This window comes from Allobosea sp. Leaf344, assembly GCF_001426225.1.
Taxonomy (GTDB): Bacteria; Pseudomonadota; Alphaproteobacteria; order Rhizobiales; family Beijerinckiaceae; genus Allobosea.
Window position 1 is genome coordinate 220154 of sequence record NZ_LMRT01000016.1, and the last position, 15415, is coordinate 235568.

A 15415-nucleotide genomic window follows, 5' to 3' on the forward strand; every position below is an offset into this window, starting at 1 on the left:
CTTCGAAACGGGCATCCGACGATAGGATGAGGCGCGATTGCTGGCCCGCCGCCTCAGTTGCGCGCCTCCGGGAGAGCGGGCAGGGCCATGAACTCGACGCCTTCCTCCTCGAGCCGGCGGGCTTCCTCGCGCGTCGCCTCGCCATAGATCGGCCGGCTGTCGCTCTCGCCATGATGGATCTTCAGCGCCTCTTCGGCGAAGCCCTTGCCGACATTCTCCGCCTTTTCCACGATCTGGGCGTGGATCGCGGTCAGCAGCCGGCGCACGGCCAGCTCCTTTTCCCCCATCAGCACCAGCGGCCCGCTCGTATCCGTCGCGGCCGCCGCGAGAGCGGGCGCGGCCTGAACCGCTCCGGCCGCAGACGAGGCCGCAGGCGCCTCGCTTGTCTCCGCCCTGGCCTCGATCACCAGCGGGCCACGATCCGTGCGCGCCACATTCGGCGCCATGATCCCGCGCTCGACCCGGACGCTGCCGCAGGCCGGGCAGGAGACGAAGCCGCGCTTCGCCTGCTCCTCGAAGCCGGCGGAGCTCGAGAACCAGCTTTCGAATTCATGGCCGGCCTCGCAGATCAGGGCGTAGCGGATCATGCTCCCGCCCGCCCCTTCGCGGCCTCGCCCCGAGAGCCGTCTGCGATCGGCGTCACGCGGCCAGCAGCCCGTCGAGTTCGCCGCGCGCGTCAAGCGCGTGGATATCGTCGGAGCCGCCGACATGCCTGTCGCCGATGAAGATCTGCGGCACCGAGGTGCGCCCCCCGGCGCGGGCGGTCATCGCCTGCCGCAGCTCCGGCTTGCCGTCGACGTCGATCTCCTCATAGGCGACTCCCTTGCGATCGAGCAGGGATTTGGCGGCCCGGCAATAGGGGCACCATTGCGTGGTGTAGATGGTGACGGACATGGCTACTCCCGTGATGTCGGTCTGTTTCCTGTCATATAGGATGCGTTCACCCGTCCGTCACGACCCGGGCGAAGGTCAGGCAGTCGACGCGGGTCGCACCGGCCCGGAGCAGGGCGCGGGCGGCCGCGTTCACCGTGGCCCCCGTCGTCAGCACATCGTCGACGAGCAGCACCGCCCTGCCTTCGACGAGCGGGCGGCGGCTGCGGGGCACGATGAAGGCGCCTTGCAGATTCTCCGCGCGCTGGGTCCTGGTCAGGCCGACCTGCTGGCGTGTCCGCTTGCGCCGCTCGAGCGCGAAGGGCGAGCAGGGGAGCCTCGAGAGCCTCGCCACGACATCGGCCAGGGCCGCCGCCTGGTTGAAGCGCCGCCGCCAGAGCCGCGTCCGGTGCAGGGGTATGGGCACGATCAGATCGGCCTGCGCCAGCAGCTCCGCCCCCGCCGGCACCATCATCCGGCCGAGCGTCAGCGCCAGATCCAGCCGGTCTCCGTATTTCAGCCGGTGGACCAGGTCGCGCGCCGTGCCCTCGAAGCGGCAGACGGCGCGGGCGCGCTGGAAGACCGGCGGATCGGCCATGGCGGCCGGCGACAGGAGCCCGGCCCCGAGATCGACCGGGAAGGGCGTCCCGAGCCGCTCGCAGAGCGGGCGCTCGATGAAGGCGATGCCGCTCCAGCAGCGCGGGCAGAGCGCCTGGGCCTGGCCAGTCGCCGCATGGCAGGCGATGCAGCTCGGCGGGTAGACCACCCCGATGGCGGCGTCGCGCGTTGCGCCGAGCGCGCGCCGGCCCTGCCGCAACAGCGTGAGCCAGGGTTTTTCCACCCCCAGCCCCGCGAGGATCGATGGTTTCATGCCAGCTCCACCCGCTCCGGCGGAAGGATCTCGCCGGGGCGGGCGCCCATGCGCCCACAGCCCCTGCCATTCCCCGAAACCGCGCCTATCTTCGGCGGGACGCCCTGCCCGCGTCCAGCGGAAGTTTCCGTTGGGGCAGCTGGGCACCCCGCCTGTTTCGGCGCCCAGCGGCGCCCCATGAGGATCCAGCCATGAGCGATGCCACCGCAGCCAAGCCCAGCCTGTTCGCGCCGTTCCGGCTCGGCGACATCGAGATGCGCAACCGCATCGTGATGGCGCCGCTGACGCGCAACCGCGCCAGCCGCGGCTCGGATGCGCCCAATGCGCTGAACGTCGAATATTACCGCCAGCGCGCCGGTGCCGGGCTGATCATCACCGAGGGCACCCAGGTCTCGCGGCAGGGCCAGGGCTATGTCTGGACGCCCGGCATGTACAGCCAGGCGCAGCAGGCGGGCTGGAAGGCGGTGACCGACGCTGTGCACGAGGCGGGCGGCAAGATCATCGCCCAGCTCTGGCATGTCGGCCGGGTCAGCCATGTCTCGCTGCAGCCGGCGCAGCAGCCGCCGGTGGCGCCTTCCGCCCTGCAGGCCAAGACCAAGACCTATATCGAGAGCGGCTTCACCGAAGTCTCGACGCCGCGGGAACTGGCGGCGGAGGAGATCCCGGCGATCATCGCGGAATTCGTCGCGGCGGCCGAGATCGCCAAGGCGGCCGGCTTCGACGGCGTCGAGCTGCACGGCGCCCATGGCTATCTCATCGACCAGTTCCTGCGCGACGACAGCAACAAGCGCGGCGACGCCTATGGCGGCTCGATCGAGAACCGCGTCCGCTTCGCCATCGAGGTGGTGGAGGCGGTGGCGGCCGTGTTCGGCAAGGGCCGCGTCGGCATCCGCATCTCGCCGGTCAGCCCGGCCAATGATGCGCGCGACAGCGATCCGCAGGCGCTGTTCGAGCATCTCGTCACCCGCCTCGACGAGACCGGCATCGCCTTCATCCATGTGGTGGAGGGCGCCACTCGTGAGGCGCGGGACTATCTGCCCTTCGACTACGCCGCGCTGCGCCGGCGCTTCAAGGGCGCCTATATCGCCAATAACGGCTTCGACCGCGCGCTGGCGATCGAGACGGTGGCCGAGGACCGGGCCGACGCGGTCGCCTTCGGCCGGCTCTACATCGCCAATCCCGACCTGGCCGAGCGGCTGGAGCGGAACGCCCCGCTCAACACCCCCGATGTCGCGACCTTCTATGGCGGCGACGCCAGGGGCTATACCGACTACCCCGCTCTGGACGAGCGGGCGGCCTGAACCGGCAGGGGCCGGGTGAAGGGGGGCGGCCTGAACCGGCCGGGGGGCCGGGTGAAGGGGGGGCGGCCTGAGGCGGCCGGGGGCCGCGTGAAGGGAGGGCGGCCTGAACCGACAGGGGGCCGAGTGAAGGGTGGCGCGGCCTGAGCCGGCCGGGGGCGGTTGAAGGGGGGCGGCCTGAGCCGGCCGGGGGCCGCGTGAAGGGGGGGCGGGAAACCGCATGCCTTTTTGCGGCATCCGCGCAAAAGGGGTTGCGGAGCGGCGCATGTGCGATTACACAGACGCCCTTGCCGCGCTGCTCCCATCGTCTAGCGGTCAGGACGTCGCCCTCTCACGGCGAAAACTGGGGTTCGATTCCCCATGGGAGCGCCATCGCGCTGCACGCTTTCCCTTTCCCCGCCCGCTTAAATCCCTCAGCCAGCGCCCTCTCGCGCGGCTCCTCGGCCATCGCTGCGGCGTTCAGAGCGGCAGGCGGGCGATCTGGCCGAACAGGGCTCCGATGAGGAAGCCGGCGACGATCGTGAACAGCAGCAGACGCGCCTCGTGCGGCGAGGTCGCACGGGTCCACAGGATCCGGAAGCGCATCGCCTCGCGATGGGCAGCCGGCGATAGCCATTCCTTCACACGCATCATCGGCCTGATCTAGCGATCCCGCCGCGAAATGCCAGAGCTTCGGCCGCAGCGCGCGGGCGACCGGAGCGCAAGGCGGAGGAGGGGTCGCGGTTGAGGGCTTGCCCGCCGCTCGAGCCCGGCGCGGCCCGACGGCCGCTGGCATCCCCTCGCACCGTCTCGGGCGACGCGGCAGCCGCCGGGGTCGGGAACTGCGCTCCGGCTGCTGGGTTCGCGTGACATGAGCCTGGCGCGGCTGCGCGCCACAACATCATCATCATCGAAGCAGGAGACGCCGATGGCCCTGTCAGACACCAAAGCCGGCTCCCACTATCTGACCGGCCTGCGCAATGCGCATGCGGTCGAAATGGAGGCGCTGGAAATCATGAGCCGCCAGGTCGAGCGGCTGACGCATTACCCCGAAATGGAGGCCAGACTGCGCCAGCACATCGACGAGACGAAGGGTCAACAGGAGCGGCTCGCGGCGCTGCTCGAGCGGCACGGCACCGACAGCTCCACCTTCAAGGATGCGGTGCAGGTGGTGATGGGCAATATCGCGGCCATCGGCCATTCCATGGCCGGGGACGAGATCCTGAAGAATTCCTTCGCGAATTACGCCTTCGAGAGCTTCGAGATCGCCGCCTATCAATCGCTGATCGCCATGGCGCGCCATGTCGGCGACCAGAGCGCGATCGGCGCGCTCGAGCAGAATCTGCGCGAGGAAATCGCCATGCAGGAATGGCTGGCGCAGCAGATCGAGCCGACGACGCTCAAATTCCTGTCCCTGGAAGAACAGGGCGTGGACGCCAAGAATTGAGGCGCCCCTTGGTCCCGCCGGCAGCTCCGGCTGCCGGCCTGCCACCTTCCACTAGGACGTCCACCGCCGTCAGAGCGCCCTGATCTGCTCCTCGAATTCCTCGGGGATCGCGCCATGGCGCTCCAACACCTCGAGCGCGCTGACCTCGCCCGTCTCGTCGTCGGCGGAAACGAAGATCACGGCCACGCCCTCGGCGGTGCGGCCGAGACGGGCGCCTTCGCTCAGCGCATGATGCTTGGTCTTCGCTAGGATGCGCTGCCCGGGGACCAGCCGCTTGCGATGCGTCTTGAAGGGCTGGAGGAAATACGTCTCGACATTGGCCATCGCTGCTTGACTCCCGCACCGCGTCTGTTCTGTTTATGTTCTAAACACGAAAGGCGCAAGGCATGGTGGCAGAGCGGCAGGACGATTGCGATCCCGAGACCGAGTTGGCCTGCGAAATCGATGATCTCATTGCGGAATTCGGCAGTGAACGGGCGGTGATCCGTGCCTTGCTGCACGACATGACCGTGCTCCTGGCCGATGCCGACCGCTCCGTCTCCCGGGGCTATCTGCGCGGCCTGTTTTCCTGCGGCGCCCGGCCGGTCGAGTCGGATGACGAGGTCTGAGCCGGCAGGGGGCGTCCGGCCGCGATCGGTCTCAGGAGAGCCGCCGGTCGCTGAGATCGTTGATGCGGGCGCAGATCTCCGCATGGTCGGCGAGCAGGATCTCGAGCGGCGTCTGCGGGCGGAAGGCGCGCGGGTCCTGGGTCGCGTCGCCATCCTCCCGCCAGGCCTCGATCGCCTGGGCCGCCGCCGCCAGCTGCGCCTCGTCGGGGCTCGCGGTCACGGGCTCGCCGTTCTCCAGAGCGAGCCGCCGGGCGATTCTGTGCCGGAGCTCCTGTTCCAGCGCGATCAGCGGTTCCATCGAGTCGGTATAGGCCATGGTTCGTGGCTCCCTGCTCGTCGCGGTTCGTCAGCGCGACGCGCCGCCGCGGCGGGCGCGCATCCGGCCGATGACGGCGCCGATCGCGGCGGCGATCAGGAAGGAGGGAATCCAGCGCGGCGATTCGAACATCATCAGCCCCCAGGCATAGCCCAGGCGGCTTGTTTCGGAGCCCGGGCGTCCGGGCTCCGGCGGGGAGACCTGGAACAGCAGCAGACCCAGTACGGTCAGGAACGCCACGAGCCCACCGAGCAGCGTGCCGCGATTGGAGCCGAGCCAGAAGGTGGCGGCAAAGCCGATGCAGGCCGGCACGACGAGCACGACCAGCGCCAGATAGGACATCGGGCAATTCCCTGTTCGTTTGCGACGGATTCCATGCTGCCCCGCCCGCGAGGCCCGCACAATGGCGCTGTTTCGCGTCCGCGCAAGCGCGAAGGGCCTGCTGGCAGAGACCGCCGCGCGCCGGAGCGCGCGCTGTTGCGGAACGGTCGCAGGGCGCCGCCGACGCGAATTGTTTACCGGCCGTTAACCATTCGAAACTAGACCGAAGACACCGAAAATTTACCAAGATGACCAGCGTGTTAACTCAACCCCGGCCCATCCGCCTCAAGGGACGCAGCTTCCTTGCGCTCGCCTTGACCCCCGAGCTGCCCTTCGAGGAGTGGCTGGTTCGTCTCGACGATCTGGCCTCGCGCTCGGCCGGGTTCTTCATGCGCCGCCCCGCGGTGCTCGACGTGACCGGCCTCGATATCGACCGTGCGCAGCTGCAGGATCTCGTGGCGCGGCTCAGCGCCCGCCAGGTGCGAATCATGGGCATCGAGGGGGCTCGCCCCTCCATGCTCGGCGCCGATCTCCCGCCGGCGCTCAGCGATGGCCGCTCGACCGCCGATATCGAGGCGCCGCCCGCCACCGACCCGGCGCAGCCGGCGGTGCGCGAGGCCGATCCCGCCCCGGTCACCCCCGTCGCGAAGGGCCCGACCTCGCTGGTCGTGACGCAACCGGTCCGCTCGGGCCAGTCGCTGGTCTTCATCGAGGGCGACGTCACCATCCTCGGCTCGGTCGCCTCGGGCGCGGAGGTCATCGCCGGCGGCTCGATCCATGTCTATGGCGCGCTGCGGGGCCGGGCGATGGCGGGCACGATGGGCAATGCCAGCGCACGCATCTTCTGCCGCAAGCTCGAAGCCGAGCTGGTGGCGATCGATGGCTACTACAAGACCGCCGAGGATCTGGAGCCCGGGCTGCGCGGCAAGGCCGTGCAGTTCTGGCTGGACGGCGACAGTTTCAAATACGGGTCACTCGCCTAGCCGACGGCGCGTCCACATCAACAGGAGAGGTCTATGGGTAAGGTCGTCGTGGTGACATCGGGCAAGGGTGGCGTCGGCAAGACGACGTCGACCGCGGCATTGGGGGCGGCTCTCGCCCAGAATGGCGAGAAGGTCGTCGTGGTCGATTTCGACGTCGGGCTGCGCAATCTCGACCTGGTGATGGGCGCCGAGCGGCGCGTCGTCTACGATCTCGTCAACGTCATCCAGGGCGAGGCCAAGCTGACCCAGGCGCTGATCCGCGACAAGCGGCTGGAGACGCTCTATCTGCTGCCGGCCTCGCAGACCCGCGACAAGGACAACCTCACCGCCGAAGGCGTGGAGAAGGTCATCGGCGCGCTGAGGCACGTGTTCGACTGGGTGATCTGCGACAGCCCGGCCGGCATCGAGCGCGGCGCCACGCTGGCGATGCGCCATGCGGATGTGGCGATCGTCGTGACCAATCCGGAGGTCTCCTCCGTCCGCGATTCCGACCGCATCATCGGCCTGCTCGATTCCAAGACGCTGAAGGCCGAAAACGGCGAGCGGATGGAGAAGCACCTGCTGCTGACCCGCTATGATTCGCTGCGGGCCGAGCGCGGCGACATGCTGAAGGTCGACGACGTGCTCGAGATCCTGTCGATCCCGCTGCTCGGTATCATCCCCGAGAGCATGGACGTGCTGCGCGCCTCCAATGTCGGCTCGCCGGTGACGCTGGCCGATGAGCGCAGCGCCCCGGCGCTCGCCTATTTCGAGGCGACACGCAGGCTCAGGGGCGAGGATCTGCCGGTCTCGATCCCCGGCGAAAGGCGCGGCTTCTTCGGCAAGTTCTTCGGAAGGAAGGCGGCATGAACCTGTTCCGCTTGTTCTCCCGCGCGCAATCGGCTCCCGCCGCGCGCGAACGCCTCCAGGTTCTGCTCGCCCATGAGCGCGCGGCCTCCGGGGATAGCGATCTCATCACCAAGCTGCGGGACGAGATCCTGCGGGCGATCTCGAAGCACATGCAGATCGCCGACGACAAGGTCAGCGTCCGCATGGAGCGCGGCGCCAATGTCTCGACCCTGGCGGTGGATATCGAGATCCCCTTCGATGCGGGGCGCAAGGCCGCCTGACGCAGACGGGCCGGCGCGCGCCGGCCCGCTTGACCTCCATCAATGGCGACGCCGCACCGCGGGTCCACTGTCCTGCCGCTGGGATCAAGCAGCGGGAAGGGCAATGGCCATGCGCGTCGAAACCATCATGAGTTCACCGGTGATCAGCGTCTCGCCGGCGACGACAGTCGCCGAGGCGGCGCGGCTGATGCTGGCCCATCGCATCAGCGGGCTGCCCGTCCTCGCCGCCGATGGCAGCCTGCTGGGCGTGATCAGCGAGGGCGATCTGATGCGGCGCAGCGAGCTCGGCACGACGCCCCGCCGCTCCTGGTGGCTCGAATTGCTGGTCAGCCCGGGCCGGCTCGCCGATGATTACGTGCGCGGAAATGGCCGCAAGGTCGAGGAGCTGATGTCGCGCGACATCGCCTGCATCGGCCGCCATGACAGCCTGCAGGACGCGGTCGAGCTGATGAGCCGGCGCCGGGTCAAGCGGCTGCCCGTGGTCGAGGATGGGCGGCTGATCGGGATCCTGTCGCGCTCCGACCTGCTGCGCGGCCTCGCCGGCGATCTGCCGGCCGAGCCCGGGCCCGGCGAGGACGAGCGCATCAGGCGCGCGATCCAGGCGGAGCTGGATGCGCAGCCCTGGGCGGCGAGCGGGCTGATCCGCGTCAACGTCCATAAGGGCCACGTCGAACTGTCCGGCTCGATCTTCGACGAGCGAATCCGCGCCGCGGCGCATGTGGTCGCGGAAAACGTGCCGGGCGTGACCGGGATCGACGACCAGATGGTCTGGATCGATCCGACCTCGGGCATCATGCTGGCGCCGCCGGCGCCGGGCGCGGCCCTGGCCGGCTGAGGCTCAGAGCCGTCCTTCCTCGAAGGCGTTGCAGCTCTCGCCGAATTGCGAGAGCCCCTCCTCGAGATAATCGGCGAGCAGCGGGATACCGAGCAGATAGGCGCCGGTGCGGCCATTGCGGGCGCGCTGGGCCTCGCCGCGCAGCTCGTCGAAGCTCTCGACCTCGCCATCGCCGCGCCCCAGCCAGGCCAGCGCCACCAGATCGACCTGCTCCTCCTCGTTCAGCGCCGCGATGAAGGCGATGAGTTCGCGCCGGACCGGGTCGTCCTCATGATCCTCCAGCACCGAGATCATCCCGTCATCGCTGGCGTTGGAGGCCGCGTCCGGCTCCGTCACCGCATCCTTCACATCATATTGCCGCGCCTTCACGACGACGAAACAGACCTTGTCGGTGGCGATGGCGAGGGTCGGGATATCGGCCATGAGGGTCTCCTGCTGCGTGGCGCGCCGGGCTGGGCGAGGGCTACCGCCCGCCACAGCCGTCACGTCCACCAACGGCAGGCCGCGCCGCCGGTTCCACGCCGCGCGCCGCCGCTTCGCCCGTCCGTGTCCAAATGAGGCTGCCGCGCCGGGCTCAGATATCGGCGAGGCAGAGCTCCGACACCGCCCGGCGGAAGCGCCGGTGCAGGCGATCCCCGGTCCTGACGCGCAGCCAGGTCATGTAGAGCGGCGAGGGCGGGATGATGAAGGGGCAGGGCAGGATGCGCAGCTTGAACTGGCGTGCGTAATGGGTGACGTCCTGGGCGAAGCCGGAGGCGATCATATCGCTCTGGCTGACCATCAGCGCCGCATGGGCGTGGCTGTGGACGCGCGCCGCGATCGTCCGTTCCAGCCCGGCCGCGGCGAGGCTCTCGCGCAGCGGCGAGCGGGTGCTCTTGTTGCCGACATCCATGATGACATGCGGGGCAGAGAGGTAGAGGGGCAGGTCGAGCTCGCGATCCGCCAGCGGATTGCCCTCCCTGACGAAGCAGACGATCTTGCGCTCCACCACCAGCTCCGAGATCAGGTCGTCGTCCTGGACCGCCTTGCTGTCGAAGACCATGTCGAGCTGCCGCAGCCGCAGCATGCGCTTCCAGTCGAGATCGCCGACCAGCGAGGAGGTCAAGGTAGCGTCGGCCGAGAGCTGCCGCACCGCCTGCATCAGCGCGGAGGCCAGAGCCGGCCCCTCATCGAGCGGATCGGTGACGCCGCATCGCAGCTGCAGGGCGACCGGCGCATCGCCGGCGCGATCCCGCGTGACGACCTCGTCCCGGATCAGGTTCAGCGCGAGGCTGATCGGCGTGCTCAGCTGGATCGCCCTGGCGGTGGGCTCGACGCCCTGCTTCACCCTGATGAAGAGCGGATCGTCGAAATGCGCCCGGAGCTTGGTCAGGGCATGGCTGACGGCCGATTGCGACATGCCGAGGATCACGGCGGCGCGCGAAAGGCTCTGCTGCTCCGTCAGGACCTGGAAGATCGGGAGCAGGTTGAGGTTGAGATGGCGCAGGTTGTTGTGGGCGCCCTTGCAGCCATGCGGTTCGGCAGCGAAAGGCTCCTTCGCCGGCCGTCTGGCGACACGCCGCGTGCCGCTCCGGGCTGTCCTGCGTGTCTTGTCTCGGATCTGTCCTAGAGGCATGGGATCGACCGATAATAAGTCAGGTGGTTAGTTGCCGATTTCGATATCTTGATTGCTCATATCACAATTCAATCGGGAATTTTTTGAAATCGGTCAACTGTTCCGTGCCAAATCTCCTTTTGGTTAGCCAGCACTGTGAATCGGCTCTTGACGAAGACGAATACCGTCGGCTGCCGTGCTACGGGGTCGCCGATCCGGAATGCCGCTTATCGGGCCGGGCCCGGGTCGCGAAAACCCGGGCCCGGCGCGGGATCAGCCGAGATTGGCGCGCTTGACGAAGACGCCGCCCTTCATGATCGCGGGCATGTGCTTGCCCTGGCGCGTCAGCAGCGACAGGTCCTTCAGCGGGTCGCCATCGACCACGATCAGATCGGCATGGGCGCCGGGGGCGATCGTGCCGATCTTGCCTTCCAGCTTCAGCAGCTTGGCAGCGACATGGGTTGCCGAGGCGATGACCTCATGGGCGGGCAGGGCGCGCCCGCGGATGACGAACTCCTCGGATTGGTGGCGATGCATTTCGCCGAGCAGATCGCTGCCATAGGCCATTTCGAGCCCGGCCTTCTGCATGATCGCCAGCGATTCCATGCCGGCGGCGCGGACGAACTCGACCTTCGCCACGGAATCGGGCGGGAAGCCGAGCTTGCCGCCTTCGCTGGCGAGCTTGTCATAGGTCACCAGCGTCGGCACCGCGACGGCACCGCGTCTCGCGGCGAGTTCGGCCGTCTCGGGCTGGATCAGGTTGCAATGCTCCAGCGAATGCACCCCGGCCTCGACACAGCGGCGGATCGCGGCGTCGGTGTAGACATGGGCGGAGACATAGGTGCCGGCCATGCGGGCTTCCTCGACGATGGCTTCGAGTTCGCTGACGGAATAGCCGAGGAAATGGATCGGGTCGGTGGGCGAGGCGCAGCCGCCATTCGCCATGATCTTGATGAAGTCGGCGCCGCCCTTCAGCTCCTCGCGGGCCGCGCGCCGGACCTGGTCGACGCCGTCGCAGATCCGGCCGAGCGCGCCGAGGCGGTGGCGGGTCAGCACCGCTTCGCGATCGTCATAGCGGCCGCGGAAATCGGCGTGGCCGCCGGTCTGGCTCAGCGCCTTGCCGGAGATGACGAGGCGCGGCGTCGGGAAATGACCCTCCTCGACCGCCTGTTTCAGCCCGAAATCGGCACCGCCGACATCGCGCACGGTGGTGAAGCCGCGCATCAGCATCTCGCGCATGATGCCGAAGGAGCGGGCGGTGACGAGGGAATCGGGGAGGGCTGCGTTCCGGCCGAGATCGGCGAGGCCGGCGACGACATGAACATGCGCGTCGATCAGCCCGGGCATCAGCGTCTTGCCCTTGAGATCGATGCTGCGGGCCTTGGCGGAGGCGACGGATGTGCCGACGTCGCGGATGACGTCGCCCTCGACCAGGACGTTGACGGGAGCGCCCGCCTCCGGCGCCGAGCCGTCGACGATGCGTGCATTGGTGAAGAGGATGGAGGCCACGTGCGTTTCCTTCGATGCTTTTGACGTCAGACGGCTTTGGCCGCGGCGCGGGCGGCGAGGAAGCCCGGGACCAGCAGCGGCGCCAGCCGCTCGACCGGCGCGACATGCTCTTCGCGATAGTGATGCTCGGGTGCGAGCAGGTTGATCGTGCCGATGACCTTGCCGTCATAGAGGCAGGGCACGTTGATCACCGAGCCGAGCCCCATGCTCTCGATGAGCTCATGGTCGAAGAACGCCCAGCGGATCGCCGCCTTGTCCTTGCCGAGGAAGGACTGCCTGCCCTCCATCACATGCTTGCCCCAGGGCGTGGGGCCCATCGGCTTGCGGCCGGAGACGGGGTATTCGATCGGCCGGTTGGAATAGATGCGCGCCACCTCCTGGCCGTCGACATAGAGCAGCGTGAAGAGCTGGTGTCCGACGAGGCGCTGCGTGATCTCGCCGAAGGCCTCGAACACGGTATCGGGCTGGCCCGGCTCCTTCAGCAGGGCGGAGAGGGTGGCGAGGTCGTCGGTCATCGGCTGGGCTTTCGGTTGAGAGGCTCGTGACAAAGACTGTCGCGTCAGGGCGCGGAAGGCGCGGGCGCCTTCGGGATGCGTTCGGGCATGATGCCCTGGGGTCTGAGATGCAGGACCAGGATCAGCGCCACGCCGATCATCATCTCGCGCAGGGCGGCGATCTGGACCGGCTGCAGGCCGGGCACCCATTCCGTCGCGAAACGTGTGGCTTCGAGGAAGATCACCACGAGATAGGCGCCGAAGACCGCGCCGCTGGGGCGGCCGACGCCGCCGGCCGTGACGGCGAGGAAGATGTAGATCGTGATCAGCGGTTGGAAATGGTCGGGCGAGATATAGGACTGGAAATGCGCGTAGAGCGCGCCCGACAGGGCGGCGATGGCGGCCGAGACGGCGAAGGCCTGCAGCTTGAAGCGCAGCACCGGCTTGCCGGCGAAGGCGGCCAGCTGCTGGTCCTCGCGGATCGCCTTCATGGCGCGGCCATAAGCCGAGAGATCGAGCCGGCGCAGCAGGAACCAGACCAGCAGCACGATCAGCGTGACGAGGCCGAGATAGAACAGGCTGAAGCCCTGCAGCCCGAGCTCCGCCTTGAGCGGCGCCTTGATGCCCGGCAGCCCGTCGGAGCCATTGGTCAGCCAGCGCTCGTTCAGCGCGACGAGGCGGATCACCTCGGCGAAGCCGAGCGTGACGATGGCGAGGTAATCGTCGCGCAGCCGCAATGTCGCGAAGGTGACGATCAGCCCGACGACGGCGCCGACGACCAGCGCCGCGCCCCAGCCGATCACCACCGGCGCGCCCGCCCCGGTGGCGATGGCGGAGGCATAGGCCCCCACCGCGAAGAAGCCGGCCAGACCCAGATTGACGAGGCCGACGCCGCCCCAGATCAAATTGAGGCTCAAAGCGAGCAGCGCATAGATGCCGCAGAGCGTCAGGGTGAAGATCAGATAGGACAGCATCAGGCCGCTCTTTCGCCGAGAATGCCGCGCGGGCGGAAGGTGAGCATGATCAGGATGGCGACGAAGCCGACCGCGCTGCGATAGGTCGCGGGGACCAGGATCAGCGCGAGCTCCTCGGCGATGCCGAGCGCCAGCGCGCCGACCACAGCGCCGGGAATCGAGCCGAGCCCGCCGAGCACCGCGGCGGCGAAGACCGAGAGCAGCACGCGATAGCCGGTGAGCGGGTCGATCGAGGTGTCGAGGCCGATCAGCACGCCGCCGACACCGGTCAGCCCCGCGCCGAGAAACACCGTGACGATGGCGATGCGGGCGGGATCGATGCCCTTCAGCCGGGCGAGGTCGGGATTGTCGGCGACGGCCCGCATCGCCTTGCCGAAGCGGGTGTAGCGCAGGAACAGGAACATCGCGGCCATGATCGCGACGGCCAAAGCGAGGCTCTGCAGCTGTTGCGGGCCGATGCGCAGCTCGCCGAAGCGGATATCGCGCAGCAGCGGCAGGTCGTAGCCCTTCATGTCGTTGCCGAAGATGAAGCGCACGATGTTCTCGAGGACGAGGTTGAGCGCGATCGAGGCGATGGCGACGATCAGGGCGCCGTTGCCGCGCAGGCGCTTCAGCGCCGTCTCCTCCGCGCCGACGCCGATGCAGCCCGTCACCAGGAAGGCGATGGCGATGGCGGGCACGACCGGCAGGCCCAGGATGGCGTTGGCCCACCACGCGGCGAAGGCGCCGATCGTGGCATAGGAGGCGATGGCGAAGTTCGGGTAGCGCAGCACCGCGAAGATGGCGGAGAAGCCGATGGCCGGGACGGCGATGAGCGTCCCGGTCATCAGGCCGTTGATGAGCGCCTGGAGCAGGAGGGTCATGGGCGATCCTGAGCCCGCAGGCCGGTGGCGTGTCCTTCGGCCACGGCTGCCGGGACGGAAGCTGCGGCGGCGGCAGGGGCCGTGCAGCGGCCGGCGGCGGCGAGGCGGGGGAAGGACACGGGGCTTGCCTCAGGCGATCTTGACGAGGGCGATCTTGCCGCCCTGGACCTGTTCGTAGCGGAACTTCGAATCGCTGATGTCGCCGATCTCGGTGAAGTCGCAGGGGCCGCTGGCGCCGTCGTAATTCACCGCCTGCTTGGCGGCGATCGCCTTCAGCCCATCGATGGCGTTGTCGATCCGGGCGCCGCCCTCGGCCTGCGAGACCTTGCGGATATTGTCCTTGATCGCGGTGCCCGAGGCGTCGCCGGCGATGGCGATGGCCATCAGCACCAGGTTGATGTGGTCGTAGATCTGCGTGGTGTAGGGATCGGGCGAGGTCACGCCGATCAGCTTGACCAGCGTCTCATAGGCTTTCGAACCCTCGGCCGGCGAGGGCGAGATCATATAGGTCTTCTCCACAACCTCGGCCGGCACGCTCTCGACCAGCTTCTGGTTGACGGAGTAGCCGAAGGCGATCTTGGTGCCCTTGAAATCGGCGCGGTAGAGGTCCTTCAGCATCACCGAGGTGTCGGGGGTATAGCCGCCGAACACCACCGCATCCGGCTTGAAGCGCAGCACCTCGTCGATCTCGGTGCGATAGGCCGGCTTCTTGTCGTCATAGATCAGCGAGGCCGTGTCGCCGCCGGCCGCCTTCACCGCCGCGGTGATGTTGTCGAACTGGCTCTTGGCGAAGGGGGTCTGGGGCGAGACGAAGAAGACGCGCTTGGCGCCCTGGGCGATGGCGAATTCGCCGAATTTCTTGCCCTGCAGCGTCGTCGTCGGCTGGGTGCGGACGAGGTAGCCCTGATGGGGCAGGGCGGTGATCGAATCGGCGCCGGAGACGGTGGCGAGGAAGGTCTTGGATTCCCAGCAGAGCGGCGCGACGGCGGTGGTGACCGAGGAGGCCCAGGTGCCGAGGATCGCCGAGACCTTGTCGACGTCGATCAGCTTGCGGGCGGCGCGGACGCCGGCCTCGGGGCTGGTCTGGTCGTCTTCCGAGATCAGCTCGACCTTGCGGCCGAGCACTCCGCCAGCGGCGTTGACCTGGTCGATCACCGCCTTCACGGCCTTGACCATCACCGGACCATAGGGGCCGCCGGCGCCGGTGAGCGGCGTCAGCGTGCCGATCCGGATCGGCGCGCCCTGGGCGAGCGCCAGGCGCGGGAAGGCGGCGGAGCCGGCGAGCGCGGCCGCGCCGGCGAGCAGGGAGCGGCGGGTGGCGGAATGGTCGGTCATGGTTCTGTC

Annotated in this window: 21 protein-coding genes and 1 tRNA gene; 8 read left to right on the top strand and 14 right to left on the bottom strand. The window is 68.5% G+C overall.

Annotation, left to right across the window (positions count from 1 at the left end):
* Positions 1–53: 53 nt before the first annotated feature.
* Genes ASG72_RS19205 through ASG72_RS19215 form a run of 3 tightly spaced genes read right to left on the bottom strand, consistent with a single transcriptional unit; the run spans position 54 to position 1741 of the window.
* Positions 54–587: a DUF1178 family protein gene (locus tag ASG72_RS19205; RefSeq protein WP_056716055.1), complete on the bottom strand. Its 534-nt coding sequence runs from the start codon at positions 585–587 to the stop codon at positions 54–56.
* 52 nt (positions 588–639) lie between these two features.
* Positions 640–894, bottom strand: a complete 255-nt coding sequence (gene grxC, locus ASG72_RS19210; RefSeq protein ID WP_056716057.1) for a glutaredoxin 3 — start codon at positions 892–894, stop codon at positions 640–642.
* A gap of 46 nt (positions 895–940) precedes the next feature.
* A complete protein-coding gene (locus ASG72_RS19215; protein ID WP_082540496.1) occupies positions 941–1741 on the bottom strand; it encodes a ComF family protein in 801 nt (266 codons plus the stop codon).
* A gap of 191 nt (positions 1742–1932) precedes the next feature.
* Between ASG72_RS19215 and ASG72_RS19220 the strand changes: the two genes are divergently transcribed.
* Both ASG72_RS19220 and ASG72_RS19225 read left to right on the top strand, forming a co-directional pair.
* Entirely contained in the window at positions 1933–3042 is a 1110-nt protein-coding gene (locus tag ASG72_RS19220) for an alkene reductase (protein ID WP_056716060.1), read from the top strand.
* A 294-nt stretch (positions 3043–3336) separates the two neighbouring features.
* A tRNA-Glu gene (locus ASG72_RS19225) sits at positions 3337–3411 on the top strand.
* 87 nt (positions 3412–3498) lie between these two features.
* On the opposite strand, the gene ASG72_RS20920 is transcribed toward ASG72_RS19225, so the two are convergent.
* Positions 3499–3672 (bottom strand): hypothetical protein, encoded by a 174-nt coding sequence (locus tag ASG72_RS20920; RefSeq protein WP_156396062.1) that lies wholly within the window; start codon positions 3670–3672, stop codon positions 3499–3501.
* A 274-nt stretch (positions 3673–3946) separates the two neighbouring features.
* On the opposite strand from ASG72_RS20920, the gene ASG72_RS19230 reads away from it, so the two are divergent.
* Positions 3947–4465: a ferritin-like domain-containing protein gene (locus ASG72_RS19230; protein WP_056716062.1), complete on the top strand. Its 519-nt coding sequence runs from the start codon at positions 3947–3949 to the stop codon at positions 4463–4465.
* A gap of 69 nt (positions 4466–4534) precedes the next feature.
* On the opposite strand, the gene ASG72_RS19235 is transcribed toward ASG72_RS19230, so the two are convergent.
* On the bottom strand, positions 4535–4789 hold the full coding sequence (locus ASG72_RS19235; protein ID WP_056716065.1) for a hypothetical protein: 255 nt from the start codon (positions 4787–4789) through the stop codon (positions 4535–4537).
* A gap of 62 nt (positions 4790–4851) precedes the next feature.
* Between ASG72_RS19235 and ASG72_RS19240 the strand changes: the two genes are divergently transcribed.
* Positions 4852–5073 (top strand): hypothetical protein, encoded by a 222-nt coding sequence (locus tag ASG72_RS19240; RefSeq protein WP_056716067.1) that lies wholly within the window; start codon positions 4852–4854, stop codon positions 5071–5073.
* Positions 5074–5104: 31 nt separating this feature from the next.
* Here the strand turns inward: ASG72_RS19240 and ASG72_RS19245 are convergent, their stop codons facing one another.
* Both ASG72_RS19245 and ASG72_RS19250 read right to left on the bottom strand, forming a co-directional pair.
* Entirely contained in the window at positions 5105–5389 is a 285-nt protein-coding gene (locus ASG72_RS19245; RefSeq protein ID WP_056716070.1) for a hypothetical protein, read from the bottom strand.
* A gap of 30 nt (positions 5390–5419) precedes the next feature.
* The gene (locus ASG72_RS19250) at positions 5420–5731 is read right to left on the bottom strand and encodes a hypothetical protein (protein WP_056716072.1); all 312 of its coding nucleotides are present in this window, start codon (positions 5729–5731) and stop codon (positions 5420–5422) included.
* Between the two features lie 227 nt (positions 5732–5958).
* On the opposite strand from ASG72_RS19250, the gene minC reads away from it, so the two are divergent.
* From minC to ASG72_RS19270, 4 genes are all read left to right on the top strand, one after another.
* The gene (minC, locus tag ASG72_RS19255) at positions 5959–6693 is read left to right on the top strand and encodes a septum site-determining protein MinC (RefSeq protein ID WP_056716075.1); all 735 of its coding nucleotides are present in this window, start codon (positions 5959–5961) and stop codon (positions 6691–6693) included.
* Between the two features lie 33 nt (positions 6694–6726).
* Positions 6727–7542 carry a septum site-determining protein MinD gene (minD, locus tag ASG72_RS19260; protein WP_056716078.1) on the top strand — a complete coding sequence of 272 codons (816 nt, stop codon included), beginning with the start codon at positions 6727–6729 and terminating at the stop codon, positions 7540–7542.
* Entirely contained in the window at positions 7539–7802 is a 264-nt protein-coding gene (minE, locus tag ASG72_RS19265; RefSeq protein WP_056716080.1) for a cell division topological specificity factor MinE, read from the top strand. Before minD ends, minE begins: the two co-directional genes overlap by 4 nt.
* 109 nt (positions 7803–7911) lie before the next feature.
* Positions 7912–8637, top strand: coding sequence for a CBS domain-containing protein (locus ASG72_RS19270; RefSeq protein WP_056716579.1), 726 nt, complete (start codon positions 7912–7914; stop codon positions 8635–8637).
* Positions 8638–8640: 3 nt separating this feature from the next.
* Here ASG72_RS19270 and ASG72_RS19275 read toward each other — a convergent pair whose 3' ends face one another.
* The 7 genes from ASG72_RS19275 to ASG72_RS19305 form a co-directional block, all read right to left on the bottom strand.
* Positions 8641–9060 (bottom strand): DUF3775 domain-containing protein, encoded by a 420-nt coding sequence (locus ASG72_RS19275; RefSeq protein WP_200939979.1) that lies wholly within the window; start codon positions 9058–9060, stop codon positions 8641–8643.
* A gap of 151 nt (positions 9061–9211) precedes the next feature.
* Entirely contained in the window at positions 9212–10252 is a 1041-nt protein-coding gene (locus tag ASG72_RS19280; protein WP_056716083.1) for a LysR family transcriptional regulator, read from the bottom strand.
* A 252-nt stretch (positions 10253–10504) separates the two neighbouring features.
* Positions 10505–11740 (bottom strand): amidohydrolase family protein, encoded by a 1236-nt coding sequence (locus ASG72_RS19285; RefSeq protein WP_056716087.1) that lies wholly within the window; start codon positions 11738–11740, stop codon positions 10505–10507.
* 26 nt (positions 11741–11766) lie between these two features.
* Entirely contained in the window at positions 11767–12255 is a 489-nt protein-coding gene (locus tag ASG72_RS19290; protein WP_056716090.1) for a GAF domain-containing protein, read from the bottom strand.
* A 44-nt stretch (positions 12256–12299) separates the two neighbouring features.
* The gene (locus tag ASG72_RS19295; protein WP_056716093.1) at positions 12300–13208 is read right to left on the bottom strand and encodes a branched-chain amino acid ABC transporter permease; all 909 of its coding nucleotides are present in this window, start codon (positions 13206–13208) and stop codon (positions 12300–12302) included.
* Positions 13208–14071, bottom strand: a complete 864-nt coding sequence (locus tag ASG72_RS19300; protein WP_056716095.1) for a branched-chain amino acid ABC transporter permease — start codon at positions 14069–14071, stop codon at positions 13208–13210. The genes ASG72_RS19295 and ASG72_RS19300 overlap by 1 nt, the downstream gene beginning before the upstream one ends.
* Positions 14072–14200: 129 nt before the next feature.
* Positions 14201–15406, bottom strand: a complete 1206-nt coding sequence (locus tag ASG72_RS19305; protein WP_056716099.1) for an ABC transporter substrate-binding protein — start codon at positions 15404–15406, stop codon at positions 14201–14203.
* Positions 15407–15415: the final 9 nt, after the last annotated feature.

Excerpts from the sequence above, each read along its gene's own strand:
- ASG72_RS19205 (WP_056716055.1), bottom strand. The coding sequence starts at position 587 with ATGATCCGCTACGCCCTGATCTGCGAGGCCGGCCATGAATTCGAAAGC.
- grxC (WP_056716057.1), bottom strand. The coding sequence starts at position 894 with ATGTCCGTCACCATCTACACCACGCAATGGTGCCCCTATTGCCGGGCC.
- ASG72_RS19215 (WP_082540496.1), bottom strand. The coding sequence starts at position 1,741 with ATGAAACCATCGATCCTCGCGGGGCTGGGGGTGGAAAAACCCTGGCTC.
- ASG72_RS19220 (WP_056716060.1), top strand. The coding sequence starts at position 1,933 with ATGAGCGATGCCACCGCAGCCAAGCCCAGCCTGTTCGCGCCGTTCCGG.
- ASG72_RS20920 (WP_156396062.1), bottom strand. The coding sequence starts at position 3,672 with ATGATGCGTGTGAAGGAATGGCTATCGCCGGCTGCCCATCGCGAGGCG.
- ASG72_RS19230 (WP_056716062.1), top strand. The coding sequence starts at position 3,947 with ATGGCCCTGTCAGACACCAAAGCCGGCTCCCACTATCTGACCGGCCTG.
- ASG72_RS19235 (WP_056716065.1), bottom strand. The coding sequence starts at position 4,789 with ATGGCCAATGTCGAGACGTATTTCCTCCAGCCCTTCAAGACGCATCGC.
- ASG72_RS19240 (WP_056716067.1), top strand. The coding sequence starts at position 4,852 with ATGGTGGCAGAGCGGCAGGACGATTGCGATCCCGAGACCGAGTTGGCC.
- ASG72_RS19245 (WP_056716070.1), bottom strand. The coding sequence starts at position 5,389 with ATGGCCTATACCGACTCGATGGAACCGCTGATCGCGCTGGAACAGGAG.
- ASG72_RS19250 (WP_056716072.1), bottom strand. The coding sequence starts at position 5,731 with ATGTCCTATCTGGCGCTGGTCGTGCTCGTCGTGCCGGCCTGCATCGGC.
- minC (WP_056716075.1), top strand. The coding sequence starts at position 5,959 with ATGACCAGCGTGTTAACTCAACCCCGGCCCATCCGCCTCAAGGGACGC.
- minD (WP_056716078.1), top strand. The coding sequence starts at position 6,727 with ATGGGTAAGGTCGTCGTGGTGACATCGGGCAAGGGTGGCGTCGGCAAG.
- minE (WP_056716080.1), top strand. The coding sequence starts at position 7,539 with ATGAACCTGTTCCGCTTGTTCTCCCGCGCGCAATCGGCTCCCGCCGCG.
- ASG72_RS19270 (WP_056716579.1), top strand. The coding sequence starts at position 7,912 with ATGCGCGTCGAAACCATCATGAGTTCACCGGTGATCAGCGTCTCGCCG.
- ASG72_RS19275 (WP_200939979.1), bottom strand. The coding sequence starts at position 9,060 with ATGGCCGATATCCCGACCCTCGCCATCGCCACCGACAAGGTCTGTTTC.
- ASG72_RS19280 (WP_056716083.1), bottom strand. The coding sequence starts at position 10,252 with ATGCCTCTAGGACAGATCCGAGACAAGACACGCAGGACAGCCCGGAGC.
- ASG72_RS19290 (WP_056716090.1), bottom strand. The coding sequence starts at position 12,255 with ATGACCGACGACCTCGCCACCCTCTCCGCCCTGCTGAAGGAGCCGGGC.
- ASG72_RS19295 (WP_056716093.1), bottom strand. The coding sequence starts at position 13,208 with ATGCTGTCCTATCTGATCTTCACCCTGACGCTCTGCGGCATCTATGCG.
- ASG72_RS19300 (WP_056716095.1), bottom strand. The coding sequence starts at position 14,071 with ATGACCCTCCTGCTCCAGGCGCTCATCAACGGCCTGATGACCGGGACG.
- ASG72_RS19305 (WP_056716099.1), bottom strand. The coding sequence starts at position 15,406 with ATGACCGACCATTCCGCCACCCGCCGCTCCCTGCTCGCCGGCGCGGCC.